This is a genomic window from Thiomicrorhabdus hydrogeniphila (assembly GCF_054656895.1).
The window spans coordinates 1055097-1070495 of sequence record NZ_BAAHXL010000001.1 but is presented as its reverse complement, the minus strand read 5'-3'; the positions used below and the strand labels follow the sequence as shown (position 1 = coordinate 1070495).

The window sequence follows — 15399 nt, the reverse complement described above, 5'->3', positions numbered from 1 at the left end:
TCTCCAAACTCATATTTTGGGCTTCCCGTTACTCTTTTTACTTGCCTAAAAAGAGTAACCAGAAAAAAGGCACCCCGCTCCATATATTGGCAAGTTCTAAAACTCATTCACTGAAAACGCTGAACTCGCTACGCTCAAACAGCAGCGTTTTTTAATCGTTCACTTCGTTAAGAACTTTGCACAATCTATTCCAAGGGGAATCTTGGCGTTCGTGGTTGGCTTTACTGAATAAAATAGAACTTACCCTATGCTCTCCATGTATCAATGACCACAGGACATGCCAAGCCTGGTAAAAAATACAGCACAATAATATCTAAACAATAGAAATACGGAATTAACGTAGTAAAACCTCCCTTTTGTAAGCAATCGTTATTTCACTTAGCGTAGAGGGCGTTAAAACGTTTCAACTGTTTGAGCGTAGCGAGTTTTGAAACGTTAGCCAGCAAGCTTAGTGAAATAGATTGTGTCAGCAGGGGGCCTTTTCTTTGCTTACTTGCTTTGGGCAAGCAAAGAAAGTAAGGGGAAGCCAGGGCCATTAAAACGAAGACCTATAAATATTAAAAAGGCTTCTCAATAGCTAAGATAAATTAAACCTTAAAACACAATTTACCAGGCCTGGTATGCCCTGTTAACAATCATATTATGATAAATCAACGATACAACTTGTGGTAAGTGCCGCCTTGTTCTAGTAGTTCGTCATGACTGCCTGATTCAATAATGTGTCCGTCTTCAAAGACCATAATTCGGTCGGCCTGGCGTATTGAGCTTAAACGATGCGCCACAATCAATGTCGTTCGGTTTTCTAGAAACTCCGCTAAATCTTCATAAAGACGTCTTTCAGTTTCCATATCTAAAGCTGATGTTGCCTCATCCATAATCACCACTTTAGGGTCTTGTAAAATCATACGTGCAATGGCCAAGCGCTGTCTTTGTCCGCCTGATAACTTAATACCATTACGCCCAACAATTGACTCTAATTGATCATCTAACGCTTTAATCGTATCTGCAAGCTGTGCTTGTTTTAAGGCGTGCCACAACTGTTCTTCAGGCAAATCTTGACCTAATGTTAAATTAAAACGAATGGTTTGGTGAAACAGCGCTGGGTGCTGTAAAACCGTAGCGACATTAGCACGCACCACTGACTGACCAATATTTGTAATGGGGATATCGTTATATAATACCTCACCTGCGGATGCTTCATAAAAGCCAAGTAGCAGTTGTACTAAGGTGGTTTTACCGCCACCACTGGCGCCAACTAATGCTAATTTTTCACCCGCTTCTATTTTAAAATTGAGACTTTTTAAAACCGATTCTGTTTTACCAGGATAATGAAAAGCCAAATCTTTAACCGCAACCGATACCGCTTTTTGATTTTTAAATGGATCAATTTCTTGCTTATATTTAGGTTCTTGTTTTAAATCTAAGACTTCATTAATACGCTGCAAAGCACCACTTGCCGCACTGTAACCATATTGAATAGCCAGCAGTTCTTGTACGGGCCCCATCATAAACCACAGGTAACCAAATACGGCCATCATCTGCCCAATTGATAAATCTGAGAACACCACCATCAGCATTCCCACACCACGAAATAAATCAAAACCGACCAAAAAAATCATAAATGAAAAACGGCTCATCGCATCACTTTTCCAAGTAAAAGCTTCTGAGTGTTTTTTAATAGAATGGGCGTTATTTCTTACTCGGTCAAAAAAAGTGGTATCTTGATTGGCGGCACGCACTTGCTGTAACGCATCTAGCGTTTCGGTTAACGATTGTTGAAAAGCGTCGACGGCACTGTTTTCATCTTTTTTAAGCGTTTTAACCTTACGCCCCATTATCATGGTGAAATACACCACCACAGGGTTAAACAGTAAAATAAAGACCGCCAGTTCCCAGTTTAGCCAAAACAGAATGACGCTAACCCCTACTAAAGAGAATAACGCCACAATTAATTTACTGACAGTTGTGCCTAGAAATGTGTCTATGGTATTTACGTCATTAAGCATGGTGGCCGATACACTGCCACTGCCCATTGTGGCGTATTGTGCCATAGAGACTCCTTGCACTCTGGACAGCAAATCTTTGCGAATTCTATAGGTGACATCTTTAGCAATGACCGTAAATTGTTGCATTTGCCATACACCTAAAATCAATCCCATGCCACGTAACCAAATGGTAATTAGCGTAATTGCGCCAATATAATACAGTGGTCCATACCAATCCGCTGGGGCTAAATTTTGTAAAAAGCCAACAATAACTCCCGGTTTATCAAGCAAGACTTCATCCACCAAAATAGGCAGTAATAAGGGTAGTGGCACCGTAGCCAACATAGCAAATAAGGCGATAATATTGGCTTTAACCAATTGTGCTTTATGCTGAACAACTAATTCATAAATACGTTGCCAAGTATATGAGCGGTCTGACAATGCCGTGACTTTTACTTTACCTGGTTTTTCCATTGCCATACTGCGCATATTGGTGCTCTTTTAGTTTGCTTTGATTTCGATTGTGAGTTTTAGTTCAGCTTGAACAATCTATTAAAATTATCTGTAGTGGCTTTAGCGACCGTTTCAAACGGCAAGGCTTTTAAATCGGCAATTTCTTGCACCACATATTTTGTGTAACCAGGCTGATTGGTTTTTCCTCTAAACGGCATTGGTGCTAAATACGGTGAATCGGTTTCGACTAACATTTTGTCTAACGGCACGACCTTAGCCACTTCTTTTAAGTCTTTGGCATTTTTAAAGGTCACTATGCCTGAAAACGAGATATAAAACCCAATGGCCATAGCACGTTCTGCGGTAGCTAAATCTTCAACAAAACAGTGCATAATGCCACCTGTTTCTTGCGCACCATGCTCTTCTAAAATGGTTAAACAATCTGGGGTTGAGTGTCTAGTATGAATAATTAATGGTTTATTAAGCTGTTTGGCTATTTTAATGTGCTGTTTAAAACGATCATGTTGCCAAGTCATATCTTGTTCACCTTCAAAGTGAAAATAATCCAAGCCCACTTCGCCAATGGCAATTACTTTTGGGTGCGAAGCAAATTTAATCAACTCTTCATCACTCACCACCACCTCTTTATCTTCGCATGGGTGTACGCCAATAGAGGCGTAAACACAGTCATATTTTTCAGCTAAATCAATGACCTCTTGCCATTGTTGTGGATTAATGGCTACACATAAAATGCGCTCAACACCTAACTCTTTCGCTTTATTAATAACGTCGTCGATGGTGCCTACTTTATCTTCGGGCAAGATATTAAGATGACAATGCGAATCTACTATCACGCTAACATTCCTTTTTGAATTTTGGTTGTAAATACGGTTTGCAAAGGCTCTTCACTTTGCTGAATACTTAACCATTCCAAACAAAGACTTTCTAATACCAACTCTTTATTGGCATTGGCAAGCCAGTTTTGTTTGGCGGTTAATACTGCCTGCTGAAAACGGAGCCAATTTTGTACTTGCGCATCTGAAACGGTTTGTTCTTGCGATGATTTTTGATACATCACTGAACGAACGGCCGATACCGTCCATTGATAAAAATAATCAAACACACGCTCTGGCTCTTTAAATTTTAGCCATTCCGCCACCGCTTGAGAAGCGGTTTTACGCCCTGTTTGAATTTGCTTTAAATCATTGCGCCATTGACCATCTTCTTCAAACAAGCCTTTTTCAATCCAAGCCAAAGCTTGCAAAGGTGCGCCCCAATTTAAACGTAAAGCACGTTTTACCAAAGCTTCATCCGCTTGTGGGGCTTGTTGATGTACCCAAGCAATGGCTTCTGGCATGGCTGGAGGTGTAAAGTTTAATAATTGGCACCGGCTTTTAATGGTGGCAGGCAATCTATCTATTTGGTGTGTGCTTAATAAAAACAGCGTATTTTCAGCAGGTTCTTCAAGCGTTTTGAGCAAGGCATTAAAAGCCGATTGGTTCATATATTCAACGCCGTCTATCCAGGTGACTTTATAACCACCTTGGTGTGATGTTTCGTTTAGCTTGTTAACAAGTTGCCTAACTTGATCAACTGAAATATCTTTTTTATCTTCCAAACGGGCTAGTTGATAATAATCTGGATGTTGTTGTGTCATAAATAAATGACAAGCTGAACAGCTACCACAAGCCTGGCCTGTTTGATTATTTTTACAAAAAACCGATTGAGCGACAGCTTGAATAAAAGCCTCAATACCAATTCCGCTTGGCCCTGAAAACAAATAGGCATGCCCCAATCGCCCAGAAAGTTGCTGCCACTGTTGCCACTGTTGACTTAACCAAGGATATTGATTTGTAATGGGGTCTATTGCAGACATTTATTGGCCTCGCATTTGTTGTAAACGCTTAACAATATCGGATTGCACCTTCTCTAAAGGCTGACTGGCATCTAAGACGGTATAGCGTTCAGGCGCCATCTCAGCACGTTTTAAATACGCAGAACGCACCTTTTCAAAAAAGTCTTGTTTTTCTTGTTCAAAACGGTCAGTTTCACCGCCACGAGAAGCCACTCGCGCCATACCAATCTCAATGGGTAAATCAAAAATAAACGTAGTATGTGGAAAAAACCCTTGTTGAACCCAGTGCTCAATCTCGGCAATGCGTTCAAAAGCCATGCCTCTGGCAGCACCTTGGTAAGCATAGGTTGCATCGGTAAATCGGTCAGATATAACCCATTTACCGGCTTGAATCGCCGGTAGAATTTTTTCTTTAAGATGTTGAGCACGGGCAGCAAACATAAGCAGTAGTTCAGTTTCGGCATGCATGGCGGTATATTCTTTGTTTAGTAAAACTTCACGAATGGCCTCTCCGATTTCTGTACCACCTGGCTCACGCGTCACAATATGCTCTATACCTTGTGCAGTTAACCACTCCTGAATAAACACTAAATTGGTTGATTTGCCTGCACCTTCGGTACCTTCTAGAGTAATAAACTGACCTGACATAATATGGTTTCCTACAATCTTGTAATTGGTTTTATTGGTTTAGGATTTATTGATTAACGTTTCAATAAATACTTTTGAACTGCTCGGTTATGTTCTTGCAAGGTGTTTGAAAAATAGTGTTGACCACCACCTTTAGCCACAAAGTATAACGCTTTGGTATGTTCTGGGTTTAAGGTGGCTTCTATTGCCTCTAAACTTGGTAAAGCAATCGGTGTTGGCGGCAAACCATCAATTTTATAAGTATTATAAAGCGTGGTTTTTAATAAATCTTTTTTGCGTATATTGCCATCGTAGTTGACACCAATCCCATAAATAACGGTTGGGTCAGTTTGTAAACGCATACCCTTTTTCATTCTTCTAACAAACACGCCCGCAATTAATGGTCGTTCTGGCGCATAACCTGTTTCTTTTTCAACAATTGAGGCCATAATCAACGCTTCGTACGGTGTTTTATAAGGTAAATTCTTTTCTCGTTTTTGCCAGGCCTGGTCAAGCTCTTGTTGTAATGATTTTGCCGCTCTTAAAACAATTTGTTTGTCACTATCACCCGCTTGATAATAATAAGTTTCGGGTAAAATTCGCCCTTCAAGAGTGGCGTATGGATAGGTTTTATTTACTTTTTTATCAATACCAAATAAAGCCTGTAAACTTTTAATATCGGTAATATCGAGTTCTTTTTTAATTTTAGGTAAGGCCTGAATCGTTTCTAAGGCTTGTTGAATGGTTTGCCCAGCCACAATGGTTACTGGGTATTGAATGGCTTTGGCGTTTTCTAAACCAGAAATTAATTCATCCACCGTCCATTGTGGCTGTATTTCAAACTCACCCGCTTTAACTAAATGTTGTTTTTGCAAAAAACGCACATATAAACTAAACCATTTAGGGTGAGCCATAAAGCCTTGTTGATGTAATTGTTGAGCCACTTTAGCCACTGAACTACCCGGCTTAATGGTTAATGCTATGGGTTGTTGTTGCTGTGAAATAGGCTCCGTTACAAAGGCATTATATTGATAATAAGCTACGCCTGCCAAGATTAGACCAGTAACATTTAAAACCATTAATAAACGCATAAACCATCTAACTTTTTTAATCGTAATCGGTGAATTATCGGATGATGAAGTTTGACTCATGTAATACTCTTTAAATTTTTGACAGCAACGGCATTATTTTTTTGCCAATTAGACCAGGCCTGGTGAATTTTTTTAGATTGTTCTGTGGAATATTCAATATCTAAGTACGCTTTAACAGGTTGTACACCCCTTACTGCATTGGTAAAAAACACTTCATCGGCCTGTTCAATATCAACCAGTGTGAGCCTTTGCTCTTTAAACTCAAAACCTAACGATTGTACTAAATTATTTATTTGAAAACGGGTTGTACCCGCCACACCACTTTGCTGAATTTTAGGGGTAAAAATCGTATTGGATTTAATCATATACAGATTAGATTGTGTACCGCAAATAACCTCATTATTGGCATTTAACATTAACCCTTCTGCATACCCTTTTTTAGCTATCTCAGTCCTGGCCATTACATTTTCAAGACGATTTACACTTTTAACCCCTGCCAAAGAACCAATGCTGGCCAACGTATTGCATAAGCCGATGGTCATTGGTTCAATGGCGGTAAGTTGATTTCGTTGTATTTGAATAGGACTGGGTTTTATATAAAACAGATAATTAGGTTCAATCTGTTCAGGCATTTGATAACCCATTCCACCTGAACCACGCGTAATGACTATTTTTAACACACAATCTTTTGCGCTATTTTTTTTAAAAAACGTATTTAAAGCCTGCTTTAGCCAATCGCTTAATTCATCCAGATTAGGCTGCGGAAACATTAACACTTCACAACTGTGTTTTATGCGCTGACAGTGGGCTTGCCAATTTAATACAGACTTATCCACAACCAAAATGGTAGTAAAAAAACCATCACCGTACTGCACCGCACGGTCTTGCAAGCTCAGTTGCGATTGCTCGATTCCATTAATCCAATACCCGTCCAATTGCTCCATTAATCGCACCCTGTTTGTAATGCATTAACCAATCCTTTGGCTTTATGGCGAGTTTCGATTAATTCACTTTGCGCTTGTGAATCGGCCACAATACCCGCACCAGCTCTAAACTGAACAATGGGCTTGCCCTCTTTCTCAAACTGAATCATAGTGCGAATTAAAATATTTAAATCCAACGAGCCATCTAAGTTTATATACCCCAAAGAACCGGTATAAGCTTCTCTTGGCATTTGCTCTAATTCTGCTACGATTTGCATACAACGAATTTTAGGGCAACCGGTAATGGTTCCACCAGGAAACAGCGCATGCACAATATCTAAGGGCGTTAAACCTTCTTGTAACTGGCCACGAACATTGGACACAATATGATGAACATGTTCATAAGTTTCCACCACCATCAACTCATTGACTTCAACCGTACCAGGCCTGCAAATTCGCCCTAAATCATTACGTTCTAAATCAATTAACATAATATGTTCAGCACGTTCTTTAGGATGTTCTATTAGCTCTGTAACCAACTCTTTATCAGCTTGTGGCGTGTTACCGCGTTTACGCGTACCTGCGATTGGACGAGTGTCTACCCAAGGAGATTTGTATTTTACTAGACGTTCTGGTGATGAACTTATAATTTGCCAGGCCTGGTCGGCGTTATTTGATTGTTTTGAACCTGTTTCAAAATATGCCAAAGCTGCAAACGGGGCTGGGTTAGATTTTCGCAAAGCGTGGTAAACATCTAAATAATGGGTATTTTTTTCTAACTCAACTTGCCACTGGCGCGATAGATTTACCTGAAAAACATCCCCTGACAAAATATATTCTTTAATGGCTTCTACACCACTTAAATATTTTTGTTCAGGTTCTTCTTGGTCTTTGGTTACAACAACAGGAACGGCCTGATTATTTAGACTTATTGCGGCGGCGATATCCGCTTCAACTTGCTGTAAACAGCTTTTAAAATCTGACTCAGCCACTAAATACACAGATTGACTTGCATGTTCAACAATAATACCAACAGGAATACGAGTAAGATTCGCTAATGGGAACTGTGATTTTGGTAACTGTAAAACAGGTTCAACCACTTGCGCATAGTCATAACTAAAATAGGCAAACCAACCACCAATAAAAGGCAAGTTTTTGCTATTTTGAATATTAGGATTAATCTTGGCAAACTGAGTCTGAACTTTGTGAATAAAAGCTTGTGCATCTGCTGGATTGTCTAGCTGGATGGTTTCTTGGGGATAAGCCATTAATACATCAAATTCACCCAAACCACCTTTAGCCACACTTTCTAATAAAAATGGGTAACGTGAAGGGTTTATCTTATGTAAGAGAGATAAATCAAGGTCATGAAAATTAGATTTTACCAGGCCTGGTAAATCCGAAAATTCAATCTTTTTTATAATAGGTGATTGAGTGCCTGTTGTGGCACTCGCCTGGCTATTAGCCGAAATAGTCATTAGTCTACAAACCGCTTAAATTCTGTTATTAAGAAAAGATACAGTTTACTTGAGTTTTAAGCTGTTTAACCAATAAAATTTAGACTTTTTTATATACAACAGATTTTAAACTTTACCTAAAACTAAGGTTGCGTTTGTGCCACCAAAACCAAATGAGTTTGATAAGGCGTAATCAATTTTTGCTTCACGTGCACCAGTAGACACATAATCTAAATCACAACCCTCTTGTGGGTTTTCTAGATTAATAGTCGGCGGTAGAATTTGATTTTGAATCGCTAAGGCGGTAAATACCGTTTCCATCGCACCCGCCGCACCTAAAGCATGACCCGTCATAGACTTGGTTGAACTCATGGTTAAGTTATAAGCATGATCGCCAAATACATCTTTAACGGCACTGGTTTCACATAAATCACCCGCTGGCGTTGAAGTACCATGCGCGTTAATGTAGTTCACTTTACTTGGGTCTAATTTGGCATTATTCAGCGCGGTTGTCATACAGCGAGCAGCGCCTTCTCCACCTGCGGCCGGCAAGGTCATGTGATAAGCGTCACCACTCATACCAAAACCTAATACCTCTGCGTAAATGGTTGCACCACGCGCTTTAGCGTGTTCATACTCTTCTAATACCACCGCACCAGCACCATCGGCTAAAACAAAACCATCACGATCTAGGTCCCAAGGACGACTGGCCGTTTGTGGGTCATCATTGCGGGTAGATAAAGCACGTGCCGCAGCAAAACCGGCTAAACCCAGTTCAGTCGTTGCATACTCTGCGCCACCGGCAACCATCACATCAACATCGCCATATTGAATCATACGGGCAGAATCACCAATGGAGTGTGTACCTGTTGCACAAGCGGTTCCAATGGCCATATTTGGCCCTTTTAAGCCAAACATAATAGAGAGGTTACCAGAGATCATATTAATAATTGAACTGGGTACAAAGAAAGGAGAAACTTTTCTTGGTCCACCTTTTAACATGGCATTATGTTGCTTTTCAATGGAACCAATACCGCCAATCCCAGAACCCATTGATACACCAATGCGTGGAGCGTTTTCTTCAGTAATTTCTAACCCTGAATCACGGATAGCTTGTGCACCAGCGGCAATTCCGTAATGAATAAAAGGATCCATTTTTTTGGCTTCTTTAGGAACAATATATTCAGAGACATCAAATCCTTTTACTTCACCACCAAATTTTACGGAAAAAGCATCAGTATCAAACTTAGTTAGGTAATCGATTCCACTTTTACCTGCCAATATATTTGACCAATTTTCTTCAACATTTAAACCAACTGCTGATAGAACTCCCAACCCTGTAATCACAACGCGACGCTTTGACAAAATAGCACCCTCTTAGACTTTAAACATATAGATCAAGACCTGATCTATATTTAGATTCATTTATAAACCGCAATCTTGTTCGTTTATTGTACGATTCAAAATTGGTTAACCGGTATTTAAATATAAAATTAAGACTTTTACACAAGTAAGGCGATAAATAAAAAACGTAGCAAGTACCCTAGATAGAAAAAGACATAAATTTATCTCATTCTCAACGTTACTCTATGGACTTAAAACGCTTTATTTAAGGCTGAAACCTTGTACAACACATCTACACATATTCAAATACAAAAAAAGCCGTTAAAAACGGCTTTTTAGCGTTTGACTGCAAAAACAGTCATACCTTACTCACTAACTTATAGGTTAGCTTCAACGTAAGAAGTCGCTTGAGCTAGAGTAGAGATTTTCTCTGCTTCTTCATCAGGAATTTCGCAATCAAACTCTTCTTCTAGAGCCATTACTAATTCAACTGTATCTAAAGAATCCGCACCTAAATCATCTACAAAAGAAGCATCTGCTGTTACTTGATCTTCTTCTACACCTAATTGCTCAACTACGATTTTCTTTACGCGATCTTCAATACTGCTCATGGAATTCTCCAATTTGTTTTTTTATGATAAAAATGAATGTGTTAAATTTGGACGTATTTTCCTCTTATCTTGTAAGATTTTCAAGCATTTAATGCATTTTTGATGAATTTGTCTTACGCCCAATAAATTTTAAACTAATAACCTTATGATTTTTAAGCTTTTTAATCAGCTTAAACCATATACATACCACCGTTCACATTTAGTGTTTGACCGGTAATATAAGAACCTCCATCACCTGCTAAAAAGGTAACTGTTCTTGCAATGTCTTCTGGTTGCCCAAGACTTTGCAATGGAATTTGTGCTGTTAAAGCCGTTCTTTGATCTTCTGGTAGACCTTTAGTCATATCAGTATCAATAAAACCTGGTGCAACGGTATTAACAGTAATATTGCGTGCGCCCACTTCACGAGCAAGCGATTTACTGAAACCAATAATACCCGCTTTAGCAGCAGCATAATTAGTTTGCCCAGCATTACCCATAACGCCAACCACAGAGGCGATATTTATAATACGGCCGCCTTTTGCTTTCATCATGCCACGTAAACACGCTTTACTCATACGATAAACAGAACTTAAGTTGGTTTGAATAATATCATCCCACTCATCGTCTTTCATACGCATTAATAAGTTGTCACGAGTTATTCCCGCGTTGTTTACCAAAATTGTTGGCACACCAAACTCTTTAGTGGTGGCCGCTAATACTTCAGTAATGGCTTCTGCATCCGTTACATTTAAACACTTGCCCGCACCTAAAGCACCTGCTTCAGTTAAATAAGTTGAGATTGCTTCAGCACCCTTTTCTGATGTTGCTGTACCGATTACAGTTGCACCTTGCGCTGCTAAATCTAAAGCAATGGCTTTACCGATTCCTCGGCTTGCACCCGTTACAAAAGCCACTTTTCCTGTTAACATTTTTTCCACCTTGTTTATTGCATGCTTTATTAAAAGCACATGAAACACGTTTATAGCTGTGCTTAATTCTGAATCATTTTATAAAGTTATTTATATAGTTGCCAGTGCTTTTTCTAGCGAGGCATTATCAAATACGGCTTGCATACCCATTTTGCGATCAATACGGCGATTTAATCCCATAAGTACTTTACCAGGCCCTAATTCATATAATGAATCAACGCCTTGTGATTTCATGGCATTCACTGTTTCTACCCATTGTACTGGGCGATATAACTGTTGAACCAACAATGTTTTAATGTCTTCTGGTGATTGTGCCTGACTAAAGTTTACATTATGTAAAACAGGCACACTTGGCATAACAATCTCTATTTCTGCTAGCTTTTCAGCTAATTGGTCAGCGGCAGGTTTCATTAACGAACAATGCGATGGCACACTAACAGGAAGTGGTACAACACGTGATGCACCTGCTTCGGTAGCCAGTTCCATAGCGGTATTTACAGCCGCTTTATTTCCTGCAATTACTACTTGACCTGGAGAGTTAAAGTTAACCGCTTCAACCACGCCATCAACTTGTTCGCAAACCGCAACAACTTGAGCGCCTTCAAGACCAAGCACGGCTGCCATAGCGCCTTCACCAGCGGGTACAGCAGACTGCATTAATTGGCCACGCAAAGCAACTAAAGAGACACCTTGTTGCAATGTCATCGCGCCACTGGCAACTAACGCGGTATATTCACCCAAAGAGTGTCCGGCCATAAAAGCAGGCGCAACCTCTTTCTGGGCACTTAATACGCGGTGTACGGCAATACCAGAAGCCAACATCGCTGGCTGTGTAATATCTGTTTGGTTTAACTTACCTTCAGAATCATTTTGCACAACATCCCACAAATCGTAACCTAAAGCGTCAGATGCTTCGCTAAAGACTTCATTAACTTGAGAGTGAGATTCAGCCAATTCTGCCAGCATACCTACTGATTGAGAACCTTGACCGGGAAAAACAAATGCATATGACATATTTTAAATTCCTATAACTTCTTGCAATCTTTACCGTTGTTTATGTAAAGATTTTTACACTTTTAAGACAGCTTACAAAACTAACTTAAAAGGCCACTGTTTTTACCAGGCCTGGTAAAAGGCATCGATAAAATCAGCGACCTATAAATTTGATTCAATCAATATAGTTAAACATGATTAAAATTAATATTTAATTAAAGCAGAACCCCAAGTAAATCCGCCACCAAAGGCTTCTAACAAGATGGTTTGTCCGCGTTTAATACGACCATCACGCACCGCTTCATCTAACGCTAAAGGTACTGAAGCACTTGAAGTGTTGGCATGTTTATTCACAGTAACAACCGTTTGTTCTTCTGTTAGTTTTAGCTTTTTAGCTGTCCCTTTAATAATTCTTAAATTCGCTTGATGCGGAACCAGCCAATCGATATCTTCTTTTTGAATATTATTCGCTTCTAAGGTTTCTGTAGCAATACGGCTTAAAGTATTTACCGCCATTTTAAACACTTCATTGCCTTTCATTTGCATTGAACGTTCTGCAATAGCATCAGTCGTTGGTAATTTAGATGGCCCAGAAGGTACATGCAATAACTCATCATATTGACCGTCGGCATGAATGTGTGTAGATAAAATACCCGCTTCTGCTGACGCTTCTAAAACAACGGCACCAGCACCATCACCAAATAACACGCAGGTGTTACGGTCAGACCAATCGGTAATTCTAGATAAGGTTTCAGCGCCAACGACTAAGGCACGTTTTGCCATGCCTGTTTTAATAAATTGGTCGGCAACACTTAACGCATACACAAAACCAGAACAGACCGCTTGCACATCAAAGGCAGGACAACCATGAATATCTAATCGGCTTTGTAGCAAACAAGCGGTACTTGGGAATATTTTATCTGGCGTTGTCGTTGCCACCACGATTATATCGATGGTGTTAGCATCAATACCTGACATCTCAATAGCGCGCAGTGAAGCTTGCTCGGCTAAATCACAGGTAGTTTGCTCTTTGGCTGCAATATGACGCTGCTCAATACCGGTACGCTCTCGAATCCAAGCGTCACTGGTATCGACCATTTTTTCTAGGTCAGCATTTGTAAGAATTTTTTCTGGTAGGTAGCCGCCCGTACCAATAATACGGCTGTAGATTTTTTGATTCATATTTTTATTTTCTGCTTAACAGTCAACGTAACTGCTCACAATACAACAAAAGACGGGGTTAAGTCACCAAAATTAAAGAAAAACCTTGGTAAACCAACACACCGTCTTTGGATTATGCCTGAACTTCTGCGGGGTTAACTTGCTTTTTAAGAAAAGTAGAAACTTCGGCAGAAATTAACTCAGGAACGTTCTTAATCACTTCTAAACGAGCTTCAGTGATTGCATGGAAAAATGAGAACTGATCCGCACCACCGTGACTTTTAATCACAATTTTACGAAGTCCCAATAAAGACGCCCCATTATAGCGACGTGGATCAACCTTGCTTTTAAATGACTTTAAAACGGGATAAGCAAGAACGGCCACCAACTTAGTTAATAAGTTTTTGGTAAAGGCCTCTTTAAGATAAAAAGAGATCATCTTTGCTACGCCTTCGCTGGCTTTTAAGGCAATATTGCCGTCAAAACCATCACAAGCCACAACATCGGTGTCACCTTTATAAATATCATCCCCTTCTACATAACCAATATAGTTAATAGAAGTACCATTTAAAAGTTGATGAGCATCTTTAATACGCTGATGCCCTTTAATTTCTTCTTCACCAATATTGAGTAAACCAACACGAGGGTGTGGATTATCGTCAACGGCTTGTGCCAATACAGAACCCATTAAAGAAAACTGCATTAAGTTTTCACCCGTACAGCCTACATTAGCGCCTAAATCTAACACATGAACATGACCTTTCATGGTTGGCATAGACGTACAAATAGCTGGGCGGTCAATACCTGGAATGGTTTTTAACACAAACTTAGCCGTTGCCATTAAGGCACCCGTATTACCTGCACTTACGCACGCTTGAGCCTCATCATCCTTAACTAAATTTAAGGCGAGACGCATCGAAGATTGACGTTTATTTCTGAGTGCTTTGGAAGGTAAATCATCCATTTCAACCACTTGTTCAGCATGTTGAACGGTAATGCGAGAAGCATCATATTGATGTTTGGCGAGTTCAGCCTCAACAAGAGGTTTTTGGCCAACTAAAACGATATGTAAATCAGGGTATGCGTTGATAGCATCTATTGACGCAGGAACAGTAACCACTAGACCGTGGTCACCACCCATTGCATCAATGGCAATTTTAATAGCCAAGATATATTACGCCTTATCTTGAACTACTTTTTTACCTTTGTAGTAACCGTCAGCCGTTACGTGATGACGACGGTGAACTTCACCAGTAGTTTCATCTACTGTTAAAGTAGGTGCATCTAGTGAGTCATGTGAACGACGCATACCACGTCTTGAAGGTGTTTTACGACTTTTTTGAACTGCCATGGCAATCTCCTAAGTTTATCTATCTTAAATTCTATTTTTTTAACTCTTGCAACATCGCAAAAGGATTCGGCTTTTGGGTGCTATCATCGATTTCACCCTGCTGATTGTTAGCATCTGCTTTATTTGAAGCACCCTTAATCTTAGGAAGAGAACGGCTTTCATCAATAGGCGCCAAAGGCACTGTTAATAAAAGCTCTTCTTCTACCAACTCAAACAGTGAAATATTTTCACCGTCAAGTTCGTAAACTTCAACATCTGCTGGTAAATCCTGTGTTAATGCCAGCGTTTCTGTAAACACTCCTTTTACTTCAGAGGTTACAGGCAAGTCAAATAATTCTAAAGAACGCTGACATTGCAAATTCAAACTGGTTTCTATTTTCATGGTAAAGGCCGGAAACCTTAAGACTTTATCATAAAAAAATTCTATCTGAACATCGACCTCACGATCGGCTTCATTTACCACTTCAACCAAACGCTTTAGGCGGCTTTGATTGACTCGCCCATTAAATCGTTTATTATGATTTACGGCGTATATAGGATCAATGAAATCAGGTAGCTTATTAAACATAGGCGCGAATCATACTCGGACAGCTTTAAGAAGTCAAAAAAAACTCTTTAAATATTCTAAAAAAATGGA

Annotated in this window: 15 protein-coding genes; all 15 read right to left on the bottom strand. The window is 39.7% G+C overall.

Annotation, left to right across the window (positions count from 1 at the left end; genetic code table 11):
• Positions 1–650: 650 nt before the first annotated feature.
• Positions 651–2465: an ABC transporter ATP-binding protein gene (locus ACYQ0E_RS04715; protein ID WP_460188699.1), complete on the bottom strand. Its 1815-nt coding sequence runs from the start codon at positions 2463–2465 to the stop codon at positions 651–653.
• A 50-nt stretch (positions 2466–2515) separates the two neighbouring features.
• Positions 2516–3292 (bottom strand): TatD family hydrolase, encoded by a 777-nt coding sequence (locus ACYQ0E_RS04710; RefSeq protein WP_460187091.1) that lies wholly within the window; start codon positions 3290–3292, stop codon positions 2516–2518.
• On the bottom strand, positions 3289–4314 hold the full coding sequence (holB, locus tag ACYQ0E_RS04705; RefSeq protein WP_460187090.1) for a DNA polymerase III subunit delta': 1026 nt from the start codon (positions 4312–4314) through the stop codon (positions 3289–3291). The genes ACYQ0E_RS04710 and holB overlap by 4 nt, the downstream gene beginning before the upstream one ends.
• Positions 4315–4941, bottom strand: coding sequence for a dTMP kinase (gene tmk, locus ACYQ0E_RS04700; RefSeq protein WP_460187089.1), 627 nt, complete (start codon positions 4939–4941; stop codon positions 4315–4317). It abuts the gene before it with no gap.
• 53 nt (positions 4942–4994) lie between these two features.
• Complete coding sequence (gene mltG / locus ACYQ0E_RS04695; RefSeq protein WP_460187088.1) at positions 4995–6071, bottom strand: endolytic transglycosylase MltG; 1077 nt, start codon at positions 6069–6071, stop codon at positions 4995–4997.
• The gene (pabC, locus tag ACYQ0E_RS04690) at positions 6068–6955 is read right to left on the bottom strand and encodes an aminodeoxychorismate lyase (protein WP_460187087.1); all 888 of its coding nucleotides are present in this window, start codon (positions 6953–6955) and stop codon (positions 6068–6070) included. Before pabC ends, mltG begins: the two co-directional genes overlap by 4 nt.
• On the bottom strand, positions 6955–8412 hold the full coding sequence (locus tag ACYQ0E_RS04685; RefSeq protein WP_460187086.1) for an aminodeoxychorismate synthase component I: 1458 nt from the start codon (positions 8410–8412) through the stop codon (positions 6955–6957). The genes pabC and ACYQ0E_RS04685 overlap by 1 nt, the downstream gene beginning before the upstream one ends.
• A gap of 105 nt (positions 8413–8517) precedes the next feature.
• The gene (fabF, locus tag ACYQ0E_RS04680) at positions 8518–9756 is read right to left on the bottom strand and encodes a beta-ketoacyl-ACP synthase II (protein WP_460187085.1); all 1239 of its coding nucleotides are present in this window, start codon (positions 9754–9756) and stop codon (positions 8518–8520) included.
• Between the two features lie 356 nt (positions 9757–10112).
• A complete protein-coding gene (acpP, locus tag ACYQ0E_RS04675) occupies positions 10113–10346 on the bottom strand; it encodes an acyl carrier protein (protein WP_029407252.1) in 234 nt (77 codons plus the stop codon).
• A 170-nt stretch (positions 10347–10516) separates the two neighbouring features.
• Positions 10517–11257: a 3-oxoacyl-ACP reductase FabG gene (gene fabG / locus ACYQ0E_RS04670; RefSeq protein WP_460187084.1), complete on the bottom strand. Its 741-nt coding sequence runs from the start codon at positions 11255–11257 to the stop codon at positions 10517–10519.
• A 90-nt stretch (positions 11258–11347) separates the two neighbouring features.
• A complete protein-coding gene (fabD, locus tag ACYQ0E_RS04665) occupies positions 11348–12271 on the bottom strand; it encodes an ACP S-malonyltransferase (RefSeq protein WP_460187083.1) in 924 nt (307 codons plus the stop codon).
• A gap of 183 nt (positions 12272–12454) precedes the next feature.
• Entirely contained in the window at positions 12455–13432 is a 978-nt protein-coding gene (locus tag ACYQ0E_RS04660) for a beta-ketoacyl-ACP synthase III (RefSeq protein ID WP_460187082.1), read from the bottom strand.
• 112 nt (positions 13433–13544) lie between these two features.
• Positions 13545–14579 (bottom strand): phosphate acyltransferase PlsX, encoded by a 1035-nt coding sequence (gene plsX / locus ACYQ0E_RS04655; RefSeq protein WP_460187081.1) that lies wholly within the window; start codon positions 14577–14579, stop codon positions 13545–13547.
• Positions 14580–14585: 6 nt separating this feature from the next.
• Positions 14586–14762, bottom strand: a complete 177-nt coding sequence (rpmF, locus tag ACYQ0E_RS04650; RefSeq protein WP_029407247.1) for a 50S ribosomal protein L32 — start codon at positions 14760–14762, stop codon at positions 14586–14588.
• Between the two features lie 31 nt (positions 14763–14793).
• The gene (locus ACYQ0E_RS04645) at positions 14794–15330 is read right to left on the bottom strand and encodes a YceD family protein (RefSeq protein ID WP_460187080.1); all 537 of its coding nucleotides are present in this window, start codon (positions 15328–15330) and stop codon (positions 14794–14796) included.
• Positions 15331–15399: the final 69 nt, after the last annotated feature.